Origin of the sequence: Planifilum fulgidum (assembly GCF_900113175.1) — a bacterium.
Taxonomy (GTDB): domain Bacteria; phylum Bacillota; class Bacilli; order Thermoactinomycetales; family DSM-44946; genus Planifilum; species Planifilum fulgidum.
The window spans coordinates 101,567-126,291 of sequence record NZ_FOOK01000002.1 but is presented as its reverse complement, the minus strand read 5'-3'; the positions used below and the strand labels follow the sequence as shown (position 1 = coordinate 126,291).

Sequence of the window (24,725 nt, the reverse complement as noted above, 5' to 3'; positions counted from 1 at the left end):
AAAACCCGACTCATATAGTAATATAAAATAGGGTATTTATTTTTATTTACGAAAACGCGAAGGGTGCACTTTATTAATGTATCACGGAAATCCTTCGCAAGTCAACAGAGCCCTTGAACCGGAATGGATTCGCAGGCGCGCGAGGCGGATCCTTTTTTTTATGGGATCCTTTGGGACGGCGGAGAAATAAAAGACTTGCAGAAATAGAATGGTCAATATAGTATATACTATATGGGGAATTTGTTTATAAAGTATGACACAATCTACCTTCGCCCGTTGAAGGGGGTGTGGGGCGATCGAACTGACCAAGCGACAGGAGATGATTTTGCAGATCGTCAAAGATGAGGGGCCGATCACGGGCGAGCAGATCGCCGAAAAACTGAACCTGACGCGGGCGACGCTTCGTCCCGACCTCGCCATATTGACGATGGCCGGATTTTTGGATGCCCGTCCCCGGGTTGGATATTTTTATGTCGGAAAGACGGCCAACCAGCTCTTCACGGAACACGTGCGCAAATTGAAGGTGAAGGATTACAAGTCGATGCCCGTCGTCGTGACGGAAAAGCTCTCCGTGTACGACGCCATCTGCACCATGTTTCTGGAGGATGTGGGGACGCTGTTTGTGGTGAAGGACGGCGGCCGGCTGGCCGGGGTGGTGTCCCGGAAGGATCTTCTGAAAATCGCCCTGGGCAAGCAGGATTTGCAGGCGATTCCCGTCAGTGTGGTGATGACCCGGATGCCCAACATCATCACGTGCACCCTGGAGGAGACCCTGTATGAAGCCGCGTCCAAGCTGATGCGCTATCAGGTGGACGCCTTGCCGGTCGTCCGCCCCATGGAAGACGGCGAGGGCTTGGAAGTGGTGGGCCGCATCACCAAAACGACCATTACAAAGGCTTTCGTCGAGTTGGGACAGGAATCCGTCGTATGAGATGCTTGTCGGGTTAAGGGGAGGGGATGAACCATTACCAGCGATTTGCATCATCCGGTGGTGTATGTTGTGTCCGATTCCGTGGGGGAGACCGCCGAATTGGTCGTGCGGGCGGCTTCCAGCCAATTTAACGGGGATCAGGTGGAGATTCGCCGGGTCCCCTACGTGGATGACAAGGAGACGATCGCGGAAACGGTTCAGGCGGCCAGCGAAGTTCGGGGGATGATCGCTTTCACTCTGGTCGTGCCCGAACTGCAGAAATTTTTGATCGAAGAGGCCGAGCGGCGCCATGTGCCCGTCATCGACATCATGGGTCCGATGATCGATGAGCTTTCCAGGCTGTTTCGGCGCGCTCCGAGGCGGGAACCGGGCCTTGTGCGCAAGATGGACGAGGAGTATTTCCGGCGGGTCGAGGCGATCGAGTTCGCCGTCAAGTACGACGACGGCCGGGATCCCCGGGGGATTCTCCGGGCGGATGTCGTGCTGATCGGGGTTTCCCGCACGTCCAAAACTCCCCTGTCCATGTATTTGGCGCACAAGCTGCTGAAGGTCGCCAATGTTCCGCTGGTGCCCGAGGTGGAGCCGCCGGAGGAGCTGTTCCGCATTCCTCCGAACAAATGCATCGGCCTGACGATCGAACCGGAGTTTTTGAACAACATTCGCCGGGAGCGCCTCAAATCCCTGGGTCTGACGTCCCAGGCCAGCTATGCCAGCATGGAGCGCATCCTGGAGGAGTTGGAATACGCCGAGGGGATCATGAAAAAAGTGGGTTGTCCCGTCATCGATGTGTCCCGCAAGGCGGTCGAGGAGACGGCCAATATCGTGCTGGACATCCTTCGCAGGGGAGGTCGTAAGGATTGAGCAAAAAGGTGGTTTACCGGTTTGATGAGGGGCGCGGGGATATGAAGCGTCTTTTGGGCGGGAAAGGGGCCAATCTTGCGGAGATGACCCGGCATGGCCTGCCGGTTCCCCCCGGTTTCACCATCACGACGGAGGCTTGCCTCGATTATTATGCGGCCGGTCGCCGGCTGACCCAGGATGTGCTCGACCAGATGGAGCAGGCGGTTGCGGATCTGGAAGAGCGGACGGGAAAGGGGCTCGGGGATCCGGAGAGGCCGCTGCTCGTCTCCGTCCGCTCGGGAGCGGTCATTTCCATGCCGGGCATGATGGATACGGTGCTCAATTTGGGGCTGAACGACGAGACGGTGAAGGGGCTTGCCCGCCTGACGGGGAATCCCCGTTTCGCCTACGATTCCTACCGCCGGTTTATCCAGATGTTCGGCGATGTGGTTCTGGGCATCGATCATTATCTCTTTGAACGGATCATCGACGAGCGGAAAGAGGCGAGGGGTCTCAAGCTGGATCCGGAGCTTTCGGCGGAGGATTGGCAGTGGGTGATCGAGCGCTACAAACAGCTGGTCAAGCGGGAAACGAAGGAACCTTTCCCCCAGGATCCCAAGGAGCAGCTGCGCCGGGCGGTCATCGCGGTCTTTGATTCCTGGAACAACCAGCGGGCCGTCATCTACCGGAAGATTCACAAGATCCCGGATCATCTGGGCACGGCGGTCAATGTGCAGATGATGGTATTCGGCAATATGGGAGAGGATTCGGGAACGGGGGTGGCCTTCACCCGGAATCCCTCCACCGGCGAAAAGGTTTTGTACGGGGAATTTTTGACCAACGCCCAGGGAGAAGACGTGGTGGCAGGCATCCGCACCCCCGAACCGATTTCCGCCCTGAAGCGGCGCATGCCCGGCATCTACGAGGAGTTCCGGGAGATTGCCGATCGCCTGGAACGCCATTACCGGGACATGCAGGACATCGAGTTCACCGTGGAGCGGGGCAAATTGTACATTTTGCAGACCCGATCGGGGAAGCGGACCGCCCACGCCGCCGTCAAGATCGCCGTGGACATGACAAAGGAGGGCATTATCGACAGGAGGACGGCCCTGATGAGGGTGGAGCCCGACCAGCTGAATCAGATTCTCCACCGGCGCATCGATCCCGAAGCGCGGCTCGATGTGTTGGCCAAGGGCCTGCCCGCCTCGCCGGGGGCGGCATCGGGGAAGGTGGTGTTTGACGCGGACACGGCGGAGCGGCTCGCCCGGGACGGGGAAAAGGTGATTCTCGTCCGCCCGGAGACCACGCCGGAGGACATTCACGGCATTCTCGCCGCCCAGGGGATTCTCACCAGCCGGGGAGGCATGACCAGCCACGCGGCGGTGGTGGCCCGCGGCATGGGAAAACCGTGCATCTGCGGCTGCGAAGAACTCCGCATCGACTTGCGCAAAAAGGAGTTCCGCGCCGGGGAAACGGTCATCCGGGAAGGGGACCTTCTCTCCATCGACGGCGGAACCGGACAGGTGATCCGCGGAGAGGTGCCCTTGATCGATCCGGAGCTTTCCGGAGAGTTTCAGGAAATCCTTTCCTGGGCCGACGAGGTTCGCACCCTGAAGGTCCGGGCGAATGCGGACAATCCGGAGGATGCCGCCAAGGCCCGCCGCTTCGGCGCCGAAGGAATCGGGCTCTGCCGGACGGAGCACATGTTCATGGAAGCGAGCCGCGTCCCCATCGTTCAGGAGATGATCCTCGCGGAAACACCCGAACAGCGGCGAAAGGCCCTGGACAAGCTGCTTCCGATGCAGTTGGAGGATTTTAAGGGCATTTTCAGGGAGATGGAGGGACTTCCGGTCACGATCCGCCTGTTGGATCCGCCCCTTCACGAGTTTCTCCCCAACCTGGAGGATTTGCTGACCGAAGTGACCCGGCTGCGGATGGATCCCGAAGCCGATCCCCGGAAGCTGAAGGAAAAGGAAACCCTGCTCGCCAAGGTGAAAGCCCTGCACGAATTCAATCCGATGATGGGGCATCGGGGCTGCCGTCTGGGCTTGAGCCATCCGGAGATTTACGAAATGCAGGCGGAAGCCATTTTCCGGGCGGCGGCCGAACTGATCGAGGAGGGGATCGCCGTTCGGCCGGAGGTGATGATCCCCCTCGTCGGCCATGTCAACGAGTTGAAGGAGCTTCGCCGGTTGGTGGAGGAGACGGCCCGCCGGGTGATGGAGGAGACCGGGCGCGAAATCCCCTATTCCGTCGGCACCATGATCGAAGTGCCCCGGGCCGCCCTCACGGCGGATGCCATCGCCGAGGAAGCCGACTTTTTCTCCTTTGGAACCAACGACCTGACCCAGATGACCTTCGCCTTCAGCCGGGACGACGCCGAGGGCAAGTTCCTGCACACCTATCTCGAGCGCAAGCTTTTGCCGGACAATCCCTTCATGACCCTGGATGCCGAAGGCGTGGGCAAACTGGTGCGGATGGGCGTGGAATTGGGCCGGAAAGTCAAGCCGGAACTGAAAGCGGGCATTTGCGGCGAGCACGGCGGCGACGCGCGCTCCATCGCCTTCTGCCATGAGGTGGGGCTTGACTATGTCAGCTGTTCCCCCTTCCGAATTCCGCTGGCCCGCCTGGCGGCGGCTCAGATCGCCGTTCAATCGTCCGGGAAGGCGGAGTGAGGCAGGAAGAGGAGAATAACAATTCGACGGCCGCGGAACCGAAAAGGCCGGAGAACCGGCGTTTCGGTTCCGCACCTTTTTTCCGCCTGCGGGGCTGGAGCACAAAAATGGGATTTGTCAAGGGAACAAAGAGGATTTTTTTGGTTTAGACGCGTATAATACTACAGAATCGGGAAATAAACCAACGGGATAGTCCAAAATTACCAGTTTCAACGGATTTCCGATCTGGAAGGAAAACCACTTTCCATTGTAGAATAGATAGGATGAAGAGACTTAATCGGCTTGTCCCTTTTCCGCCTCTCTCCGTTTTCCTCCAAAAACTCCATCCCTCAGCAGGAGTTTGACGAATTTTGGCGAATAACATCAAGATGATGGGACAACTGCCCGATTTGATTTTCCCGCGGGTTCAGGTTTGCGGAAAGCGGTGGTATCGGTGAGGGGGGGTCCGATTCCCGACGAAGTCATCGATCGCGTGCGGGAGCATTACGACATTGTGGATGTCGTGGGACGATACGTTCAGCTCAAAAAAAGCGGCCGCAACTATTTCGGCCTGTGTCCCTTTCACTCCGAAAAAACCCCTTCCTTTTCCGTTTCCCCGGAGAAGCAGATGTATTATTGCTTCGGCTGCGGGGCGGGGGGGAATGTCATCAAGTTCATCATGGAGATGGAACAGATGTCCTTTGTGGAAGCCGTTCGCCATCTCGCCGAAGAGGCTTCCATCCCCCTTCCCCGGGCGGGAACGCTCGCCGATTCCGAGGATGGACCGAAGAAGCGGATGCGCGAAGCCCTCGATTGGGCCTGCCGGCTGTACCATCACATCCTGCTGAACACGGATCAGGGCCGCGACGCCTTCCGTTATCTCCAGGATCGCGGGGTGTCGATGGAGACGATCAAGGAATTCCGGCTGGGCTTCGCCCCTTCTTCCGGAAATGTCCTCCTCCGCTTTTTAAGGCGAAAGGGCTTTTCGGAAAAGCTCCTGGAAGAGGCGGGTTTGGTGAGTTCCTCCGAATCCGATCCCCCGCGGTTTTTTGACCGCTTCCGCGGGCGCGTGATGTTTCCCATCCACGATTTTCAGGGCAGAGTGATTGCCTTCGGCGGGCGCGTGCTCGGCGACGGACATCCCAAATATCTGAACAGCCCCGAAACGCCGCTCTTCCACAAGGGCCAGCACCTGTTTAATCTGCACCGGGCCCGCAGGGCGATCCGGAAGGCACGGGAAGTGGTCCTGTTCGAGGGATATATGGATGTCATCACGGCATGGCAATCGGGCATTCAGACCGGTGTCGCCTCCCTGGGGACTTCCCTTTCCGAAGGTCAGGCGCGGGTGATCCGGCGTTGCGCCGAAAATGTGGTGATCTGCTACGACGCCGACGATGCCGGCCAGGCGGCGGCGGATCGGGGACTGGATCTGTTGAAGGATCAGGGGTGTCTCGTCAAGGTGGCCCAGATGCCCCCCGGGATGGATCCGGACGATTTTCTCCGCAAACGCGGAGCGGAGGCTTTCCGGGAGGAAATTCTCGCCGAAGCCCTTCCCCTTCCCGCCTTCAAGCTGGAGTACCTGAAGAAGGATTTCAACCTGCAGGATGAAGGGGAGCGAATGAAATATCTGACCCGCGCACTGGATGTCATCAGCGATCTTTCCCTTGCCATCGAGCGGGATCACTACCTCCGCCGCCTTGCCGACGAGTTTCGGCTGTCTCTGGACGCGCTGAAACAGGAGCAACAGCGCATATGGCGGCGCAAAAAGGAAAAAAAGAGGGATAAAGGGGGGACGAAGTGGAATACTGAATATCACGATGCCAAACACATGGTCGCACACCGGCGAAGGCCTTCCGCCCACGAGGAGGCGGAAAGGCAGCTGGTGGCCATGATGATGCGCGATCGAAGCGTGGCCGAACGGGTTCGCGAAACCGTCGGCGCCGAATTTCACGTTGATGAGTATGCGGCGATTGTGGCATACCTGTACGCCTATTACGCGGAAGGCCATCCGGCCGACCCGTCCCGCTTTATTCATTATGTGAAAGACGAGCGTCTGATGAATTGCATCAGCGAGCTGGCGATGATGGATTTTCCCGATTCCTTTTCGGATGAAGGGATTGAAGACTGCATTCGAATGGTCCGCAATTATCCTCTTTATAAGGAAATGGACACCGTAAAACGCCAGATCGAGCAGGCAGAACGTGCCGGAGACATCGCGAAGGCCGCGCAGCTCGGAGCGGAGCTGTACCGGTTGAAAAAAAGAGTGCAGGCGCGGTCTTGAAGCGGTGCAATGAGGAAGGAGGGAAAGAATTTGGCCAACGAACAATTCATGGACGCCGAACCGGATCTTTCGTTGGAGCAGGTGCAGGAGCAGCTGATCGATCTCGGAAAAAAGCGGGGCGTTTTAACTTATAAAGAGATCATGGAAAAGATGTCCCCCTTCGAACAGGATTCGCAGCAGATCGATGAATTTTTCGAGCGTCTCGGCGAGCAAGGGGTGGAAGTGATCAACGACAATGACGTGGATGACGGGGAGGACATTCTCTTTTCCGATGAGGATGATTCCGCGGGGGAAGAGAGCGATCTGCTGGACGATGACCTCAGCGTTCCGCCCGGCGTGAAGATCAACGACCCGGTCCGCATGTACCTCAAGGAGATCGGCCGCGTTCCGCTGCTCACCGCCGAGGAGGAAGTGGAGCTGGCGAAGCGGATCGAGCAGGGGGACGAGGAAGCAAAGCGCCGGCTGGCCGAGGCCAACCTCCGTTTGGTGGTGAGCATCGCCAAACGGTATGTCGGCCGGGGAATGCTGTTTCTGGATCTGATCCAGGAAGGAAACATGGGTCTGATTAAAGCGGTGGAGAAATTCGATTACCGCAAAGGGTACAAGTTCAGCACCTATGCCACCTGGTGGATTCGCCAGGCCATCACCCGGGCGATTGCCGATCAGGCTCGAACCATCCGCATTCCCGTCCACATGGTGGAGACCATCAACAAATTGATCCGCGTCTCCCGCCAGCTGCTGCAGGAGCTGGGACGGGAACCCACGCCCGAAGAGATCGCCAAGGAGATGAACCTCAGCCCCGAGAAGGTGCGGGAAATCATGAAGATCGCCCAGGAGCCCGTCTCCCTGGAGACACCCATCGGGGAAGAGGACGATTCGCATCTCGGGGATTTCATCCCGGACGACGACATTCAGGCGCCTGCGGACGCCGCTGCCTACGAGCTGCTGAAGGAACAGCTGAAGGAAGTGTTGGATACGCTGTCTGACCGCGAGGAAAACGTCCTTCGTCTCCGGTTCGGGTTGGACGACGGACGCACCCGCACGCTGGAGGAAGTGGGCAAGGTGTTCGGCGTCACCCGGGAGAGGATCCGCCAGATCGAAGCCAAGGCCCTGCGCAAGTTGCGCCACCCCAGCCGCAGCAAGCGCCTGAAAGATTTTCTGGAGTGAGTAATGTTTGAAAAGCATCCCGCCGGCGGGGTGCTTTTCTTTTTTTGAAAACGGGCAGGGCTACTGGGGTGTTCTTCCTCTTACTTGACAGTGTACACGAAAATTTATGTCAACACAAATGTAGACAAGCTCCATTTTGGGAGTAATCGGGTTTTGAGGCGCCGCCTGTGCGCTTTATCCGGATCGCTTGAAGGATGAGGTTTTTTCCGCCTATAATGGAAGTGTAAGCGCAATCATGCGGGTTTCTATGGAGGGAGTGGAGGGTGAATGAATTTTGATCTTACAGAAGAGCAAAAAATGATCCGCAAATTGATGCGGGATTTCGCCGAGGGGGAAGTGGCTCCCGGTGCCGATGAGCGGGACCGGAAGAAGGAGTTCCCCCTGGAAGTGATAAAAAAGATGGCGAAGCTGAACCTGATGGGATTGCCTTTCCCGGAGGAGTACGGCGGCGCCGGTGCCGACACGATCAGCTTCGCCATTGCCGTCGAGGAGCTTTCGCGGGTGGACGCTTCGGTGGGGATCACCTACTCCGCCCACATCTCCCTGGGCTGTGCGCCCATCTATCTGTTCGGGACGGAAGAACAGAAGCGGAAATACCTGGTTCCCCTCTGCCGGGGAGAGACCCTGGGCGCCTTCGGCCTGACGGAACCGAACGCCGGATCGGATGCCGGGGGCACCCGGACGAAGGCGGAAAGAGACGGGGACGAATGGGTGATCAACGGGACCAAATGCTTCATCACCAACGCCAGTTACGCCGATTTCGTCTCCCTGACGGCGGTGACGGGGCGGAAAGGGGACAAGAGTGAGATCACGGCCTTCATCGTCCCCACCGACGCCGAAGGGTTTACCGTCAACGCCAACTACCTGAAAATGGGACTCCACAGTTCCAACACGACGGAACTGGTGTTGGAAAATGTGCGGGTTCCCCATGAAAATGTCCTGGGCAAAATCGGCGAAGGGTTCAAGCAATTCCTGATCACCCTGGACGGAGGGCGAATCGGCATCGGCGCCATGGCCGTGGGCATCGCCCAGGGAGCCTATGAGGCGGCGCTCCGCTACGCCAAGGAGCGGGTGCAATTCGGGCAGTCCCTTTCCAAGTTTCAGGCGATTCAGCACAAACTGGCGGATATGGCGATGAACATCGAAGTGGCCCGCAACATGGTGTACAAGGCGGCATGGTTGAAGGATCAGGGGCGGCGCTTCACGAAGGAAGCCTCCATGTGCAAGCTGTTCGCTTCGGAGATGGCGATGCGCGTCTGCGACCAGGCGGTGCAGATCCACGGCGGTTGGGGATACATGCACGACTTCAAGGTGGAACGCTACTTCAGGGATGCCAAACTGACCGAAATCGGGGAAGGAACTTCGGAAATCCAGCGCAACATCATCGCCCGGGAAATCGGGTGTTGACGATGTTCGGGGCCGGAGGGCCCCTTCTTTCGCAGAAATGACGGAATATTGGGGAGGTTTTGGATATGGCCCGGCTGATTCACAAGACCGTGGGAGATTTGTTGGACGAGACCGTCGAGCGATTCGGCGAACGGGACGCCGTCGTGTATCCCGAACTGGGCATTCGATGGAGCTGGTCGGAGTTTCAGAAGCAGTGCAATCGCGCGGCCAAAGGACTGATGCGCCTCGGTCTCGGGAAGGGGCACCATCTGGCGATCTGGGCGACCAATTTGCCGGAGTGGGTGATCACCCAGTTTGCCACGGGCAAGATGGGGGCGGTCCTGATCACCGTCAACACCCAGTACCGGACCCGCGAGCTGGAATATCTTCTCCGTCAGTCGGACACGGAGACGTTGATCCTGATGGAGGGGTTTCGGGGGAACAGCTATCTGGACATGATCTACGAAATCTGTCCCGAATTGAAGGAATCGATGCCCGGACAGCTCCGCTCCGCAAGGCTGCCCCGCCTCAAAAATGTCATCTTTATCGGAGACGAGCGGAAGCCGGGGATGTTTCTGTGGAAGGACATTCTGGCGCTGGGGGACGAGGTGAGCGACGAAGAGCTGCGGCGCCGCCAGGCATCCCTTCATCCCGACGATGTGATCAACATGCAGTACACGTCCGGCACCACCGGATTTCCCAAGGGAGTGATGCTGACCCACAACAACATCGTCAACAACGCCCGGAACGTGGCGGAATGCATGAAGCTGACCCACGAAGACCGCCTGTGCATCCCGGTCCCTTTCTTCCACTGTTTCGGTTGTGTGATGGGAACCCTGGCTTGTGCGGGCACGGGCGCGACGATGGTCCCGCTCATCGCCTTTGATCCCCTGAAGGTGCTGCAGGCGGTGGAACAGGAGCGGTGCACCGCGCTTCACGGGGTTCCCACCATGTTCATCGCGGAGCTGAACCATCCCGACTTCCGCAAGTTCGATCTGAGTTCCCTCCGCACGGGCATCATGGCCGGCTCCAACTGTCCCATCGAAGTGATGAGACGGGTGGTCGACGAGATGGGGGCGAAGGAGATCACCATCGCCTACGGCCAGACGGAATCCTCTCCGGTGATCACCCAGACCCGGACCGACGATCCCATCGAATTGCGCGTCTCGACGGTGGGACGGGTGCTTCCCAACGTGGAGGCCAAGATCGTGGATCCGGCGACGGGGAGAGAGGTGCCGCCGGGCGTCCAGGGGGAGCTGTGCACCCGGGGCTACCATGTCATGAAGGGATATTACAAGATGCCCGAAGCCACGGCGGAAGCCATCGACGATGAAGGGTGGCTCCACACCGGCGATCTGGCGGTGATGGACGAAAACGGCTATTTCCGCATCACGGGGCGGCTGAAGGATATGATCATCCGGGGAGGGGAAAACATTTACCCCCGGGAGATCGAGGAATTTCTCTACACGCATCCGAAGATCCTGGATGTGCAGATCGTCGGCGTTCCCGACGAGAAATACGGGGAGCAGGTGGCCGCCTTCATCCGGGTCAAGGAGGGGGAGCAGCTCACCCCAGAAGAGGTGCGCGCCTTCTGCGAGGGGAAGATCGCCCGGTACAAGATTCCCCGCCATGTCTTCTTTGTCGATGAATATCCCATGACGGCCAGCGGCAAAATCCAGAAATTCCGGCTGCGGGAGATGGCCGCCAGGGAATTGGGCCTGGAGAAAAAGGAAGAATCCGTCTGATTTGATACCCGCCTCTGAGAGAAGGGGGTCCCGCTTTTCAGAGGCGCTCCGGGAATTTCATCGAAAGAAGCGGTTTCTCGGGGCGACTCCTTCATTAGGGGAAATAAGGTTTGCCTGCGGCCTTGAGCGTTCCCGTTTCGGGGACGCTTTTTTTTGCGTCATTTTTATGCGGCGGCTCACTTCGTCCATTATGATTTCACCCCGGATTGGAAACCCTAGGAGCGGAAGAAATACGGAAAGGAAATGGGTGAATGGATGGATGAAACGCGCCTTGGTGGAGCTCCGCTTCTGGGCTTGTCTTGGGTTTTGCCTGGTTTTGGCCGCGATTGCTTTGATGGGGCAGCTGGATCGTCTGCGGGCGTCGGAGGTGCCGGCCCGTCTGTCGATGGGAAAAGCGTCTTCCCCGACCGCCTCCCGCCCCGTCTACCGGATCAGGGCCGATTATGACGACAAAGCCCGCACGGTCGCCGGACGGATGGAGGTGACGCTGCCGAAAAATCGATCGGAAACGTGGGAAGAGGTCTATTTCCGCCTTTACCCCAATGCCTTCCGCCGGTGGCAATGGGAGGAGCACTCGAAACCGAAGGAACCGGGTTATCTGGATGTGACGGAGGTTAAGGTGAACGGCCGAAAGGCGGCGACCCATATCGACGGAACCGTGATGAGGGTGAACCTGCCGAAGCCCCTTCAGCCGGGACAATCCGCCCGAATCGAGATGAAATACCGCCTGAAACTGCCCAGGGGGGGAAGCCGCCTGAACGCCTTCGGTCGCACCGCCTTTCTCGCCCAATGGTATCCGATGCTGGCCGTGAAGGACGAGGACGGCTGGCACACGGAACCCTACACCACCGTGGGGGATCCCTTTTATTCCCAGATGTCCGATTTTGAAGTGACGTTCCGGGTGCCGGAAGGATACCGGGTAATCACCAGCGCCGATGATGACCCGACGAAGCCGGCGAAGGGGACCGTGACCCTCCGCCAGGAAAACATGAGGGATTTTGCCGCCGTCATCACCAAAGATTACGAGGTGATCCAAGGAGCGGCGGGGGATGTGGAGGTCAACCTCTGGTATCAAAAGGGAATGGAGAAAGAGGCGAAAAAACTGCACCGGGCCGCCGTATCCGGCATGCGGTTCTTCGGAAGCCTGTTCGGGCCCTATCCCTATCGCGAGGTGGACGTGGTGCTGGGAGAGACCGGCTACGGGATCGCGGGCATGGAGTATCCCGGCCTTGTCACGTCCATTCCCAAATACCCCACCCGGAAAGGGGAGCGTCCCGCCGTCAATGTCGTGGTGCACGAGCTGGCCCATCAGTGGTGGTACGGAGTGGTCGGCAACAATCAGGTGAAGGAACCCTGGCTGGATGAGGGTTTGACCACCTTTTCCGAGATGCTGTACATGCATGACAAGATGGGGGAAGATCAGCGGGAGTTTCTGGCGAGGGCGGCGGAAGTGAGCGATGAAATCCATAAAAGGCAGGGGGTGACCTCGGTGGAGCCCCTGTACCGGTACTCCGACTCCATCTACGGGTTGATGGTCTACACCCGTCCCGCCGCCATGCTCTGGAGGCTGATGGATGAGATCGGAAAGGAGAAGGTGTTGGAAATCCTCCGAACCTATTATGACCGGTACAAGTTCCAGGTGGCCACCACCCGGGATTTCATCCGGGTGGCCAATGAGGTGGCCGGCAGGGACCTTACGCCCTTTTTTGACCGCTGGCTCTTTTTCAAGGAGAAGGACATAAGGAAGGCGGGATAGCATAACATGTTGCCGGAGGTGATCCTCCGGCCTTATTTTCGTTTTGCCGAGATCGTGGGTCGCGGAGGTGAAGGTTGGGTGCTGGTGATGTCCTACAACATCCGCCACGGGCTGGGCTGTGACGGGGTGTTGGATCTGGAGCGGATCGCCGCGGTGATCGAGTCCGTCTCTCCCGATGTGGTCGGCTTGAACGAAGTGGATGTCCGCTTTCACCGCCGCAGCGGATGGGCAGACCAGCTCGGATGGCTGTCCCGCCGGCTGAAAATGGCATCTTGTTTTGGTCCCACCCTCCGGAGGCGGCATGGGGGGCTGCCTTCGGGCGGATACGGAAACGGCCTGCTGACGAGGGATCCGATTCTCCGCCACCACCATCTCACCTTCTCCATGAAGGTCGGCGAGCCCCGCGGGATCCTGGTCGCCGATCTGGAGCGGGAAGGGAGGACGGTGCGGCTGGTCGTGACCCATCTGGGGCTGACGCCCGTGATGCGCAGGCGGCAGGTGGAGGCCCTCCGGGGTCTCTGCCGGGAATGGACGGGTCCGATGGTGGTGATGGGGGATTGGAATGTGACGCCGGAACAGCCGGAAGTGACCCGTCTCAGCCCCTGGCTGACCGATGCCCTTTCCTTTTGCGGGGTGACCGGGGGAACCTATCCGTGTCTGCGACCCCGCAAGCGGATCGATTACATCTTTTGCTCATCCCATTTTCGGATCCTGGAGGCGTCCGTGGTTTCGGTGGAGGACTGCCCATCCGATCATCTGCCCGTAAAATGCCTGCTGGACTGGTCGAAAGATGAGGCCGGTTCCGGTATAATGGGTACGAACCGGCGTGCGGAACGGGATGGAGGGGGAAGATCCCGAAGCCGGCTCTCCGGATGATTTCGTTTTTCATGGGAGGGAACATCATTGTCCCTTAGTCCGTCCCCTTCAAGGGATGTGAAATGCTCCGAGCGGCTCCAGGCCGTCGCCCGTTGGGTTCCCGCGGGGACGACCGTGGCGGATATCGGGGCGGATCACGCCCATCTCCTGATCCATTTGGTTCTCCGGAAGCGGATTGAGAAAGGAATTGCCGGGGAATTGAACAAAGGTCCCTTCGAAAACGCCCGATCACAGGTCCGGCGCTGGGGTCTTTCGGACCGGATCGAGGTGCGCCGGGGAGACGGGCTTTCCGTCCTGAAAGAGGGCGAAGCGGATGTGATCGTCATCGCCGGGATGGGCGGCCCCCTCATCGCGAAGATTCTGGATCAGGGCAGGGAGAAGCTGTCCGGCGCCTTTCGGCTCGTTCTTCAACCCAACACCGGAGGGGAGCGGGTGCGGCGGTGGCTCAGACAAAACGGGTGGGCGCCCGTGGGGGAGACCCTCGTGGAAGAAGGGGGAACCCTGTATGAAATCATCGCCGCGGAGCGGGGAGAGGACGAAGCGTTGTACCGGCAGCCGCCCGCATCGGAGGAGCAATTGCTCCTGCTCGGTCCCCTCCTCTGGAGGGAAAAACATCCCTTGCTGATCAAAAAATGGCTTCAGGAACTGGCCGCCCGCGAACGAATCCTCGAGCGGGTCCGGGCCGGCCGGACGGAGGAGGCGGCCCGGCGGGCGGCGCAGCTGGAGGAAGAAATCGCCCAATGGAGGAGGTTGAGGAAGTGGCTGTGCGAGGAGAATCCCTGATCCGCGCCCTGGAGGAATGGGCGCCTCCGTCCCTGGCGGTGGAAAGGGATCCGATCGGCCTTCAGGTGGGGGATCCCGGGGCGGAAGTGACCGGAGTCTTGGTCACGCTGGACGTGACGGAGGAAGTGGTTGACGAAGCCTTGCGCCTCGGGGCCAACTGGATCGTCAGCCATCATGCGTTGATCTATCGTCCCCTTCACCATTTGCGCGGGGACCGGCCGGCGGGTCGGTTGGCGGCGAAATTGTTGAAAAACGGCATCAATGTGTATGTGGCCCACACCAATCTGGACACCGCGGCCGGGGGGGTCAACGACGTCCTGGCGGAAAAGCTGGGGCTGGAAAACGCGGAAGTGCTGGCTCCCCATTTCCGGGAGCGGTTGAAAAAGATCGTCGTGTTTGTCCCCGAGGATCACCACATGAACGTTTTGAATGCCATGTGCGAAGCGGGGGCGGGATGGATCGGCAACTACAGCCACTGCACCTTCAATTCCCGGGGGACGGGCACGTTTCTTCCCCGCGAGGGAACGAATCCCTACATCGGGCAGCAGGGAAAGCTGGAGCAGGTGGAGGAAGTGCGGCTGGAGACGATCGTTCCCGAGTCGGCTCAGGCCCGGGTGGTGCAAGCCATGCTGGAAGCGCACCCCTATGAAGAAGTGGCCTACGACATCTATCCCCTGGACCTTCCCGGCCGATCCTTCGGGCTGGGGCGGATCGGGCGGTTGCCGGAAAAAACCCGCCTGAAAGACCTGGCCGAAAGGGTGAAGCAGGCCTACGGAATCCCCGCCCTTCGCCTGGTCGGAGATCCGGATCGCCCGGTATCCACCGTGGCGGTTTTGGGCGGCTCGGGCGGCCGCTACGCCCGGACGGCCTTGGAGCGCGGGGCGGATGTTTTCATCACCGGCGATATCGACTACCATACGGCCCTGGATGCCTTGGCCGCCGGCCTTGCGCTGATCGATCCGGGCCATCATGTGGAGCGTCTGGTCCTGGAGCGGGTTTGCCAAATTCTGCGGGAAAAGTGGGCTCCTCCGGGGATGAAGGTCGTTCCGACGAACGTACACCGCGATCCCTTCCAGTTCCTTTGAGCAGTTTCCAATATGTGTGTGTTGTGTTTGACCTCAAGCTTTGTTAGAATGTATAATCCGTGGATGAGGAAAGTAAGCCAGGCAACCGCCGGTGGAGTGCCGCAAGGCCCCACGGGAGGAAAGTCCGAGCTCCACAGGGCAGGGTGCCGGCTAACGGCCGGTGGGGGCGACCCCAAGGCTAGTGCCACAGAAATGCAGACCGCCGATGGAAGCGCCCGGCGGGCGCTTCACAGGCAAGGGTGCAACGGTGCGGTAAGAGCGCACCAGCAGCATGGAGACATGCTGGCTAGGTAAACCCCACCCGGAGCAAGACCTAGTAGGGGATCAGCACGTCTTCGGACGTGCAGCTGTGGCCCGCAGCGATCCCGGGTAGGTCGCTGGAGCCGTGCAGCAATGCACGGCCTAGATAGATGGTTGCCACTCCAAGGGGTGGGAGGCGGGGCAAGCCGCCGCAACACCACCCGGAGCACAGAACTCGGCTTATGGTTTGCTTTCCTCACGAGCTTGCCGAAAGACGCGTGATGGCGCGTCTTTTTTTATTATGTTATTTTTTCCATTAAAAGGAATAAACAACTGTAATCTTAACAAAATAGAGGTGTAATACAGGTTCGGTACGATAAGGATGAGGAACGGTTAAAACCATTGGGGTGAGTGTCGTGAACATGCGCAGGGTGATGGCGATCGGGGCAGTGCTGTTGGCGACGGGTTTCGCCGGCCTGTGGGCACTGTTGGGTCCGTCGAAACCCGCAGACATCCCCCGGGAGGGGGGATTTCTTCGGGAGCTAAGAAAGATCGCGGCCGAGGAAGGCAGGTTGGATTATCTGGTCCTCGGCGATTCGGTCGCCCTGGGAAAGGGATCGGTGAAGGAGGCGGGCTACGGTTACTGGGTTGCGGAATATCTCAAAGGGGAAGGGATCGATGTCCACTTGGACAACCGGGCCGTTTCGGGACAGACGTCGGACCAACTGCTGCGATCCCTGGACAATCGCGATCTCTTGGCAAAAGTTCGGGAGTCGGACCTGATTTCCATTACCATCGGCGGAAACGATCTCCTGAAGGAATTGCTCCTTCGCGGCAATCCCGTCGATGCCCTGATGGAGTTTCGGCACATCCAAAACCGGTATCTGAATAACCTGCGGGCCATCCTGGAAAAGATCCGGGCGTGCAATCCCCGCGCCCCGGTGTTGATCACCTCCCTTTACAATCCCCTGGGTCCGGAGGAACCCTATTTTTCGGTCGTCCGGAAACGGATCATTCAATGGAACCAAGGGATGAAGGAGGTGGCCCGCGACTATCCCGCCACGACGGTGATCGATGTGGATCGCCGCCTGCTCCCCGATGACCGCAACTGGTTGGCCGATGAAATCCATCCCAACGATCGGGGTTACCAGCTGATGGCGGAGGGATTGCTGGAAATCATCCGCGGAGAGATGTCGGGGGTGGTCCGGCGGTGAATGCTGGAAAAGGAAAGGGCGCGGATAAGTGGGGGCGGTTTGCGGCAAGCTAAGGGCAAAGCCCTTCTCAGGGAGATGAAGGCATGATCCGCGATGTTTCCTCCTATGAGGCCTATTTGGAACGCTACAAGATGTTCTGGTCGGAGGAAGGGGACGGCCGTCCTCCGATCTTGTCCGAGGAGGAGTTCCGGAAGAAGTTTCAACTGCTTTGCGAATGTTATAAGACCTACCGGGATCTGATGCGGGACGGGCAGGAGGACAAAGCGGCCCATTATTATGTTAACGTGATCAATTCCCTGGAAAACGAACTGGCCATCGCAGACGGATCCGACAACTGCCTCCGATGAACTTTGGGCGGCCGAAAATGGGGCGGAAAAAGGACGGGACCCATCCCGTCCTTTTCGGTGTTTTTTCATTCGGCCGCTTTTTTTCTGTCATCGGGCATAAACAGGCCTTTGTACCGGCTGTACACGTAAGAGACCCCGATCAGAATCAAACCGAGCGCGATGAAGGAGATGATGCGGTAGAGCGTCTCGAGAAAAGACAGGTCGAAGAGGAAGATTTTCAGGACGGTCAGGCCGAACAGTCCGAAGGCCATCATCCGCGCCCCTTGTTTTCGGCGCCAGATTCCCATGGCCATCAGCGCGAGGGAGTAGAAAATCCACACCATCGATAACGTCAGCTGTTCCCGGTTGGACAGGCGGTAAATCTCCTCCGGGGACGCCCCCTGCTCCTCCAGCAGGTGGGCCGCCTGGCGGTAGTAGTCAAGGGTTTCGGCCGTCATCATTTGGAACAGGACGAAACCGATCACGACGGAGATGACAATGGACAGCCCCTTGACATGGAATTTCTTCTCCCCGCGCAGCCATCGTCCCGTGAGATAGACGGCCAGGGCGATCAGTGCCAACATGAGGAAACGGACATTAAGCACCGGTGTGTAAAGGGCGATGGGGTCGTAGAACCAGCCGAGGATGAAGCCGGTTCCGAAGGCGAACACCATCGCGCCGAGGCCGGCGAAGACGAGAGGGGGCTTCTTTTTCACCAGACCGATCCGGATGAGGAGAAGGGCATAGGCCAGCCACACCCCCGCGATGCTCCAGACCTGCCGGATTTCGAGAAGTTGCCGCCGCATTCCCGACTCTTCCAGCATCAGCTTCCCGAAGAACTGGTGGACTTCCCCCGTGAGCCAGACGAAGAGCAAGATGCACCAAAGAAGATGCAGGATGGTCGGGACCGACCTCCAGGTTCCCTTCAGCCGCCGGTAGATGTACGCACCGGCGCCGAGCGCCCCCGCCGTCGCTATCGAGGCGAACGCCCGCATGTTGAACAGCGGGATGAAGTCGGCGACGGGAATCGGATTTGCCGCGGCGCTGTAGGCGAGGTGAAGCGGGATCAGCCCGAACAATCCCAATGCGGTCAGCCACAGGGGTCGGTGTTTTTTGGAAATGCCCCAGAAGGCCATGAGACAGGCTTCCAATCCCCAGAGAACCGTCAGGGTGTATCCGGAAAACCGGTCCAGGGTGGCCAGGACGACCAGGCCGGCGGCGATGAACAGACACTGGGAAAGCTGTCCCCGGATCGGCTTGGGGAAGGGTTTCATCCGGTCCGCCATCAGGAAGGAGCCCCCGTAAGCCATGCCGATGAGCAAAAGGGCCGCGGCTGTCCAATCGCTCGCCTCAAAGCTCACCAGGTCGTAAACGATGACGGTGAAGAACAAGGCGTTGAAGGCGCTGACGATCCGGCGGATCACCGCGTGGGACTTCACCCTTTTCAGCCAGCAGAAAAGGTCCAGTCCGTGGAAAAGACCCCAATAAACCACGGCAAAGGCGAGGGCAATCCCGGTCTCATCCGCGGAGAACATCTCGGAGCGCCAGAATCCGAATACCAGGTATGTGGCGACAAAGGTCAGGGGCAACAGGACGATCCACTGCTCCCTTTTGGCGATCACCAGCAAAACTCCCGCCGTCAGCAGGGCGAGATAGGTGAGAAGTCCCAACGACTGGGCTTCTCCCGTGCTGAGAAGAAAGGGCGTCAGATAACCTCCGGTCCATCCCAGCAGGGAGACGGCCAGGGAATGATGGCGCATCGCCTGTTGAAAGGCGAGGACGGTGACTCCTGACATGCCCACAAAAGCCGCCATTTGCGGGACCAAGTGGTAAAAGTTGAAGGAAGCGTACACGGAGAGATATAAAACGGCGATTCCCGCTCCCACCAGCCCTTGGGCGAAGATGGGCAATCCCTTTCTCGAAAAGCGGCCGCCGGCGATCAACAGACCGGCTCCGGCCAGGAATCCGATCAGCACGCGCATCCATTCGGGGATCAGATTGTTGTCAAAGGCGTATTTGAGGAAAAACCCGATGCCCAAAATCAGGGCAAACGCCCCGACCCGGTTCATCCATTTTCCCCCGATCAGCTGTTCCCATTCGGAACGGGAGCGGCGGGGGGAAGTGACGGAGGCCGCTTTTCCTCCGGCCGGAACGGGACGAGGAACCGCCGGTTCCGGTTTTTTGCCCGGACCGAAAGGCGAAGGTTTCTCCTTAAGCTCCTTTTCCCGGGAAACCGAAACCGGATGGGGAAGCATCGATGAATCCCCGGCGGCGCGGCGCCGTTCGTCTTGTGGGAGGCCTTGGACATGGGCGCCGGGATCCGGCCGATGCAAGGGAGCGATCCTTTGTTTCAATTCCTTCAATTCGCGTTCCAGACGGTTGGTTCTGTCCCTTTCGAAAATCAAATAAATAATGAGTCCGATGATGACAATCCATTCCATCTTTTCTTCCCTCCCTTTGGTTCGGCGTCCGTTTTTCTTTCGGGTCCCGGATTTTCTTTCATTACGCCATCGAGGAATGGTTTTCCTTCTTTTTCAGGGAATGTTCTTGGCTGGGGATAAAAAAACACCGTTTTTCCCCATCCGGGAAAAACGGCCCGTGTTGCGGCGGTCATAAATCCACTTTTGGCGGATTTCCTTTTCTTCGCGGATGTGAAGGGATCAGCCTTCCCCCGCCGAGGCGGTTTCGGACCCGGTTTCTCGGCCATTCAGGGGGATCGCCTCCACCACGGCGTTGTAGTCCGGTTCGCCGCTGTCGGGATCGAACCGCCGATAGGGGATGAGCACATTTCCCTCAGGCCAATGAACCTGCAGGTTTCCGGGGCGGATGCGGGCGATTTTGACCCGGCCCCGGTATTCTCCGGACTCGGAACGGAGCAGGATCGGGTCCCCTTCTTCCAGGCCCAGCCGCTTTGCATCCTGCCGGGAGATGAAGACCTCGTCGCGCCCGGCGCCCGTCAGGGGATCGCGTTCCCCCCACACGATGCTGTTGAATTGTTTGCCGCGCCGCGTGCTGAGGATGAAGCGGCCTTCCGGGAGGGAGTCCTCCGGCAATCGGGCGATGTGGAAGCGGGCCCGGCCGTCCGGCGTGTTGAATTTGTAGCCTTCGCAGAGCCGGGGACCTCCCCACTGGAAGTTGTCCCCCTTTTTCTTGAGGTGTTGAATGCCGTCGTAGGCCGGAATGATCCGGCTGATGTCTTCCCGGATTTGTGCGGTGCCGTCGTAATGGATCAGGTGCGCCCGGTCGGGATGGACCCGCTCGGCGATCTGCACGGGAATTTCCCATTCCGGCCGGGTTTCGCCGATGCGGGGACCGGGGATTTCCGGGCTGAAGATCACCCGCCGTTCGGTGGTGGTCTCCGTGACGCCTCCCGGCGTTTCGTATCGGGTTCTCCCGGGAAGCAGGAGGACCGTCCCTTGCGGATCCCGGGGTTCCACCAGCATCTGCGGATTTAAGACGATGTCCTGGTGGATGCGGAGGGGCACGCGGGCGATCGCTTCGCGAACGAAGTCCGGATCGGGAAGGGTCTCCAGAAAGTTGCCGCCGATGGAGTAGAGGACGTCCAACTTTCCGTCATGGGCCGCCTGGATCATACTGGACGCTTTCATTCCCGGCCGGTCGGGAACGGGAAAACCCCACAGCTCCCCGATCGCCTTTGCCGTCTCCTCATCCACCGGACGGTCCATGCCGTAACTGTCGGGGACCGCTCCCATTTCGGCCCCTCCCTGCACCCCGGAGTGGCCGCGGATGGGGCAAAGGCCGGAATGGGGCTTGCCGATCCGCCCGAGGGCCAGGGCGAGATTGACGATGGACAGCACGTTGTTGGTCCCGTTTCGATGCTGGGTGACGCCCATGCTCCAGACGATGACGGAGCTGTTCGCCCGGGCGTAGATTTCGGCGAAGCGGCGCATTTCTTCCCGGGAGGTTCCCGCCGATTTCTCCAGCTCCTTCCAGCCGATCTCCGACACGAAGCGGCGCACCTCTTCAAAGCCGGCGGTATGGTTGCGGATGAATTCCTCGTTCACTTTTCCCGTTTCCACGAGATGTTTCAGCGCGCCGTTGAAAAAGGCGGCGTCTCCGCCGGTGCCGATTTGGAAAAATTCATCCATGATCCGGGTGCCGAACAGGGCGCTTTCGGTGACCGAGGGAATCCAGTAACGTTCCAGTCCTTCCTCCTTGTAGGGGTTGACCACGATCACCCGGGTGCCAGCCTTTTTCGCGTAATAAATGTACTTGGTGGCCACGGGCTGATTGTTGGCCAGATTGGTGCCGACGAGGATCAATAGATCGGTTCCGATCCAGTCGGAGTAGGAAATGGTCGTCGCTCCGTAGCCGATCGCCTTTTTCAGGGCGACGGTGCTGGGGGCGTGACACAGTCGTGCGGCGTTGTCGATGTGATTGGTCCCCAGAAAACGGGCCACTTTGTTGGCGGCGAAATAAACCTCGTTGGTCAGGCCCCGGGAGGTGAGGTAAAAGGCGATCCGTTCCGGCTTGGTCCGGCGGATTCGCTCCGCCGCCAGATCCAGCGCCTCATCCCAGGTGATGCGGCGGAACCCCTTTTCCCCCCTGCGGCGGACCATCGGATAGGCAAGGCGTCCCAGGCTTCTAAGTTCCCGTCCCGATTTTCCCCCGAGGCGGGAGACGTCCTCGAGCAGGGCGGGGTCCATCGCCGGCATGGTGTTCAGCCGCAAAAGGTTGAGGCGAACCATGCAGAGGTGGGTGCCGGGAAGGGTCCAGTCCCTCATTCCCATGGTGCCGAGAGCGCAACCGTCGCAACATCCGTCCCGTAGGATCCGCCAGGCGTATCCCGGCTGATCCCGGTTTTCCCAGGCAGCCCGCAACATTTCCCGGAAATGGTGCGGTTTCACCTGGCCCAGTCCGGTGGGGACGAGATTGACCCAACTTTTCGGATTCCACTTTCGGGAAAACCGTTTGGCCATTCCGTGTTGCACCTCCGTTCAGCCCTTTTGCCGTGGGCGTCGCTCATCCGGCCGGAGACGAAGGGATGCGGATCCGCTCCGTGCCCGCGTAGATGTTGAAGCGGTTGTCGCGGGCGAAGCCGATCAGGGTGATCCCGAATTCCCGGGCGACTTCCCTGGCCAAGCTGGAGGGGGCGGAAACGGCGACCACCATGGGTACGCCGGCCACCGCCGCCTTCTGCATGATTTCGAAACTGGCCCGGCCGCTCACCATGAGGATCCCGTCGGAAAGCGGGCATTTCCGCTCCAGGAACGCGTATCCCAGCAGTTTGTCCACGGCGTTGTGCCTGCCCACGTCCTCCCGGACCGCCAACAGCTCCCCCTCGGGAGAAAACCACCCCGCGGCGTGGAGTCCACCCGTCTTCTCAAACACATCCTGTTCCGCCCGAAGGCGTTCTCCCATCCCGTGGATGACGGAGGCGGGAACCGACCACTCGGCGCGGATTTTGGGAACATTTCGGACGCGGATCGCCTCCAGGGAAGCCTTGCCGCAGATACCGCAGCTGGAGGAGGTGTAAAAGTGCCGCCTGAGCTGCGAGAGGTCAAAGGGGGTTTCCGGGCGAAGGTACACGTTGACGATGTTGTAGCGCTGCTCGCCGTCCGCATCGGGATCGGTGCAGTAGGTGATCCTGTGTATCGCCTCCGGCGTCTTCACAATCCCTTCGGTGAAGAGAAAGCCGGCCGCCAGTTCGAAATCGTTGCCGGGGGTGCGCATGGTGACCGAGATGGGAATCGGTTCTTTCGCCTGGGGAAAGACCAGCCGAATCTCCATCGGCTCCTCCACCACCAGCGCATCCTGCCGGTAGCGGAAGCTGTCTCCCTTCACCGCTTGCACGCGCAGCCGGGATGCCTTCGACCGCAATCCGTCCACGGCGATCGCCTCCGGGGAGGAAAAATGGGATAAAAAACACCATTCTCACAATTAACAATATACAAAGCGAAAAAAAGGTTCAACACGGATCCCGATCAGGAATCTTGTCCAAAGAGGGAGAAACGGATGGAAGCGGAAAGGATACGGCAAAACGGCGAAGATTGACCATCGAAAGATCCTTTTGGGCGACGGAGAACCGATTTCAGGAAAAACGCCGTTTTTTGTAGATGAAGGGGGGGAATTCCGTTGCTGGATGCCTTGCGCTTGATCAATCGGCACGGTGGGGCGATTTGGTTGTTTACCACATTGGGAGAAGGAATTCTGTTGGCGGTGTGGGCGGCGGGTCTCGCCGCCGTCTGGCTGATGGCGGATCCTTCGCCGGAGCTGGTACATAAGGTGTTGGCCGCCGTCTATTTCCCGGACCATCCCGAAGAACTCTTTGACCGGATCCCGGAGAAAATCCTGGGAGCTTCGCCGAAGACGATGGCGCTGCCCGCGACGATGGCCCTTTTTTTGGCGGCTTCCATTCTCTTTTCGGTCACGGGGATGTTGGGGCTGATCCGGCAGGCGGCTGTGGAAGGTCGCCTCTCCTTTGCCGACTTTTTCTCCTTTGGTTTTCGTTATTTCTTCCGGATGTCCGCATTGGTCCTGATCCTGGCGGGAATGCTGATGGGTCTCGGTTGGCTGTTTTTTCGGCTTAATTCCCTGGTGGACTCCCAAATCGCCTATTGGATTGCGATTTGGGGGATGGGGGGCGTGGTCGGCCTTTATTTGCTCGCCTGTTTTTCCTTCGCGCAGACGGTGATGTTGGTGGAACGGACGGGGGTGGTCCGCACCCTGGGCAGCGTGTTCCGCCTCCTTGGGAAGCGGCCCGCAAGGGCGGTTTTCATCCTGCTGGGCGCCTGGCTGTCCGCGGGTGCGGGAGTCGCGTTGCTCGGGTTTGTCTCCGCCTTCCCGTGGCTGATTCTGCAGTTTTTTCCGAATGGGACCATCGCGGCGATGGTGGGGAGCTTTTTCGGCCTGCTGATGCTCTTTACCTTTCACGCCTTTCCCGTCACGCTCTACATGGGAACCCTGATCCTGGCTTATGTGAAGATGAGGGAGGAGTTGTTCCCCGCCAGGAAGGGGGAAGAATCTCTTCCGCCTCAGCAGGCGATTTGGAGCGGGAGGTGAAGGGGGGGCATCTTGAGAGGTGAAAGCGGCCGCGGATGTTTTTCGCTCCGCGGCCTTCAGGCGGTGGCTCGGCAATGGGATTTACCGGATAGGGGAAGGTTGAACTTTGGCCACCTGCGAATGGAGATCCATCGGCTGATCCAGCCGGTCATCGATGGTGATCTGGGTGACCACCCGGTCCGCTCCGTGATTAAGCGGCGTCCGGTGGATTTCGACGGCCACGTTCATCAATTGATCGATATTTCCTTCGATCACCGTGGCCGTCGGCGTCACCTGGTAGGGGAGCCCGTGCTGATCGATGACGCGGCACACTTCCCGGATCACGCTGCTGAAGCTGGATGATTCCGTTCCCACGGGCACAATGCTGATTTCCATCAAAGGCATCGACATCCCTCCTTAACCGTAGTTTGAATTGCGT

At 59.3% G+C, this 24,725-nt stretch carries 18 protein-coding genes and 1 other RNA gene; 15 read left to right on the top strand and 4 right to left on the bottom strand.

The window, feature by feature from the left end; all coding sequences use genetic code 11:
• Window positions 1-301 precede the first annotated feature (301 nt).
• From ccpN to BM063_RS01540, 14 genes are all read left to right on the top strand, one after another.
• Window positions 302-931 (top strand): transcriptional regulator CcpN, encoded by a 630-nt coding sequence (gene ccpN / locus BM063_RS01605; RefSeq protein ID WP_483878449.1) that lies wholly within the window; start codon window positions 302-304, stop codon window positions 929-931.
• A gap of 33 nt (window positions 932-964) precedes the next feature.
• Window positions 965-1,792 carry a pyruvate, water dikinase regulatory protein gene (locus BM063_RS01600; RefSeq protein ID WP_218154395.1) on the top strand — a complete coding sequence of 276 codons (828 nt, stop codon included), beginning with the start codon at window positions 965-967 and terminating at the stop codon, window positions 1,790-1,792.
• Entirely contained in the window at window positions 1,789-4,446 is a 2,658-nt protein-coding gene (ppdK, locus tag BM063_RS01595) for a pyruvate, phosphate dikinase (protein WP_092035567.1), read from the top strand. The genes BM063_RS01600 and ppdK overlap by 4 nt, the downstream gene beginning before the upstream one ends.
• A 433-nt stretch (window positions 4,447-4,879) precedes the next feature.
• The gene (gene dnaG, locus BM063_RS01590) at window positions 4,880-6,706 is read left to right on the top strand and encodes a DNA primase (RefSeq protein ID WP_245751964.1); all 1,827 of its coding nucleotides are present in this window, start codon (window positions 4,880-4,882) and stop codon (window positions 6,704-6,706) included.
• A 30-nt stretch (window positions 6,707-6,736) separates the two neighbouring features.
• On the top strand, window positions 6,737-7,873 hold the full coding sequence (rpoD, locus tag BM063_RS01585; protein ID WP_092035565.1) for an RNA polymerase sigma factor RpoD: 1,137 nt from the start codon (window positions 6,737-6,739) through the stop codon (window positions 7,871-7,873).
• Window positions 7,874-8,140: 267 nt separating this feature from the next.
• Entirely contained in the window at window positions 8,141-9,280 is a 1,140-nt protein-coding gene (locus tag BM063_RS01580) for an acyl-CoA dehydrogenase (protein WP_092035564.1), read from the top strand.
• 74 nt (window positions 9,281-9,354) lie between these two features.
• A complete protein-coding gene (locus BM063_RS01575) occupies window positions 9,355-11,004 on the top strand; it encodes an AMP-binding protein (protein ID WP_092035647.1) in 1,650 nt (549 codons plus the stop codon).
• Between the two features lie 259 nt (window positions 11,005-11,263).
• Window positions 11,264-12,760, top strand: coding sequence for a M1 family metallopeptidase (locus BM063_RS01570; RefSeq protein ID WP_177198920.1), 1,497 nt, complete (start codon window positions 11,264-11,266; stop codon window positions 12,758-12,760).
• A gap of 6 nt (window positions 12,761-12,766) precedes the next feature.
• Window positions 12,767-13,636, top strand: coding sequence for an endonuclease/exonuclease/phosphatase family protein (locus BM063_RS01565; protein WP_092035562.1), 870 nt, complete (start codon window positions 12,767-12,769; stop codon window positions 13,634-13,636).
• A 27-nt stretch (window positions 13,637-13,663) separates the two neighbouring features.
• Window positions 13,664-14,419 carry a tRNA (adenine(22)-N(1))-methyltransferase gene (locus tag BM063_RS01560; RefSeq protein ID WP_092035561.1) on the top strand — a complete coding sequence of 252 codons (756 nt, stop codon included), beginning with the start codon at window positions 13,664-13,666 and terminating at the stop codon, window positions 14,417-14,419.
• Complete coding sequence (locus BM063_RS01555; RefSeq protein ID WP_092035646.1) at window positions 14,395-15,504, top strand: Nif3-like dinuclear metal center hexameric protein; 1,110 nt, start codon at window positions 14,395-14,397, stop codon at window positions 15,502-15,504. The genes BM063_RS01560 and BM063_RS01555 overlap by 25 nt, the downstream gene beginning before the upstream one ends.
• 69 nt (window positions 15,505-15,573) lie before the next feature.
• Window positions 15,574-16,002, top strand: an RNA gene (gene rnpB, locus BM063_RS01550) — RNase P RNA component class A.
• A 164-nt stretch (window positions 16,003-16,166) separates the two neighbouring features.
• Window positions 16,167-16,958: a GDSL-type esterase/lipase family protein gene (locus tag BM063_RS01545; RefSeq protein ID WP_245751973.1), complete on the top strand. Its 792-nt coding sequence runs from the start codon at window positions 16,167-16,169 to the stop codon at window positions 16,956-16,958.
• Window positions 16,959-17,041: 83 nt separating this feature from the next.
• Complete coding sequence (locus tag BM063_RS01540; RefSeq protein ID WP_092035559.1) at window positions 17,042-17,305, top strand: hypothetical protein; 264 nt, start codon at window positions 17,042-17,044, stop codon at window positions 17,303-17,305.
• A 65-nt stretch (window positions 17,306-17,370) separates the two neighbouring features.
• Here BM063_RS01540 and BM063_RS01535 read toward each other — a convergent pair whose 3' ends face one another.
• The 3 genes from BM063_RS01535 to fdhD form a co-directional block, all read right to left on the bottom strand.
• Window positions 17,371-19,725 carry a DUF2339 domain-containing protein gene (locus tag BM063_RS01535; RefSeq protein ID WP_092035558.1) on the bottom strand — a complete coding sequence of 785 codons (2,355 nt, stop codon included), beginning with the start codon at window positions 19,723-19,725 and terminating at the stop codon, window positions 17,371-17,373.
• 219 nt (window positions 19,726-19,944) lie between these two features.
• Window positions 19,945-22,224, bottom strand: coding sequence for an FdhF/YdeP family oxidoreductase (locus tag BM063_RS01530; RefSeq protein ID WP_092035557.1), 2,280 nt, complete (start codon window positions 22,222-22,224; stop codon window positions 19,945-19,947).
• A 43-nt stretch (window positions 22,225-22,267) separates the two neighbouring features.
• Window positions 22,268-23,134, bottom strand: coding sequence for a formate dehydrogenase accessory sulfurtransferase FdhD (fdhD, locus tag BM063_RS01525; RefSeq protein ID WP_092035556.1), 867 nt, complete (start codon window positions 23,132-23,134; stop codon window positions 22,268-22,270).
• A gap of 246 nt (window positions 23,135-23,380) precedes the next feature.
• Here fdhD and BM063_RS01520 point away from each other — a divergent pair, with 246 nt between their 5' ends.
• Window positions 23,381-24,307: a hypothetical protein gene (locus BM063_RS01520; RefSeq protein WP_092035555.1), complete on the top strand. Its 927-nt coding sequence runs from the start codon at window positions 23,381-23,383 to the stop codon at window positions 24,305-24,307.
• A gap of 81 nt (window positions 24,308-24,388) precedes the next feature.
• Here BM063_RS01520 and BM063_RS01515 read toward each other — a convergent pair whose 3' ends face one another.
• Complete coding sequence (locus BM063_RS01515; RefSeq protein WP_092035554.1) at window positions 24,389-24,691, bottom strand: MTH1187 family thiamine-binding protein; 303 nt, start codon at window positions 24,689-24,691, stop codon at window positions 24,389-24,391.
• Window positions 24,692-24,725: the final 34 nt, after the last annotated feature.

Bases quoted from the DNA above. Each gene is read 5' to 3' on its own strand.
- BM063_RS01580 (WP_092035564.1), top strand. From the start codon at position 8,141: ATGAATTTTGATCTTACAGAAGAGCAAAAAATGATCCGCAAATTGATG.
- BM063_RS01570 (WP_177198920.1), top strand. From the start codon at position 11,264: ATGAAACGCGCCTTGGTGGAGCTCCGCTTCTGGGCTTGTCTTGGGTTT.
- BM063_RS01565 (WP_092035562.1), top strand. From the start codon at position 12,767: ATGTTGCCGGAGGTGATCCTCCGGCCTTATTTTCGTTTTGCCGAGATC.
- BM063_RS01545 (WP_245751973.1), top strand. From the start codon at position 16,167: ATGCGCAGGGTGATGGCGATCGGGGCAGTGCTGTTGGCGACGGGTTTC.
- BM063_RS01540 (WP_092035559.1), top strand. From the start codon at position 17,042: ATGATCCGCGATGTTTCCTCCTATGAGGCCTATTTGGAACGCTACAAG.
- BM063_RS01535 (WP_092035558.1), bottom strand. From the start codon at position 19,725: ATGGAATGGATTGTCATCATCGGACTCATTATTTATTTGATTTTCGAA.
- BM063_RS01530 (WP_092035557.1), bottom strand. From the start codon at position 22,224: ATGGCCAAACGGTTTTCCCGAAAGTGGAATCCGAAAAGTTGGGTCAAT.
- BM063_RS01515 (WP_092035554.1), bottom strand. From the start codon at position 24,691: ATGCCTTTGATGGAAATCAGCATTGTGCCCGTGGGAACGGAATCATCC.